1 tRNA gene is annotated in these 220 nt (G+C 44.1%); it reads right to left on the bottom strand.

What is annotated here, in order from left to right:
* Positions 1 to 111: 111 nt before the first annotated feature.
* A tRNA-Gly gene (locus WFN33_RS20385) sits at positions 112 to 187 on the bottom strand.
* Positions 188 to 220: the final 33 nt, after the last annotated feature.

The raw sequence follows: 220 nt of genomic DNA, 5'->3' as shown, positions 1-220 counted from the left end.
AAGGAGACTCGAACTCCCGACCCCAACCTTGGCAAGGTTATGCTCTACCAACTGAGCTATTCCCGCGGAGTCTGTCCAATTTTTTAAATAAAAAACTGAATAAAAAAATTTTGGAGCGGGAAAGGAGACTCGAACTCCCGACCCCAACCTTGGCAAGGTTATGCTCTACCAACTGAGCTATTCCCGCGGAGTCTGTCCAATTTTTTAAATAAAAAACTGA

Origin of the sequence: Acinetobacter sp. AS167 (assembly GCF_037152175.1) — a bacterium.
Classification (GTDB): Bacteria; Pseudomonadota; Gammaproteobacteria; order Pseudomonadales; family Moraxellaceae; genus Acinetobacter.
Note: the sequence above shows the minus strand (reverse complement) of the source record. Positions and strands in the feature narration are given on the sequence as shown.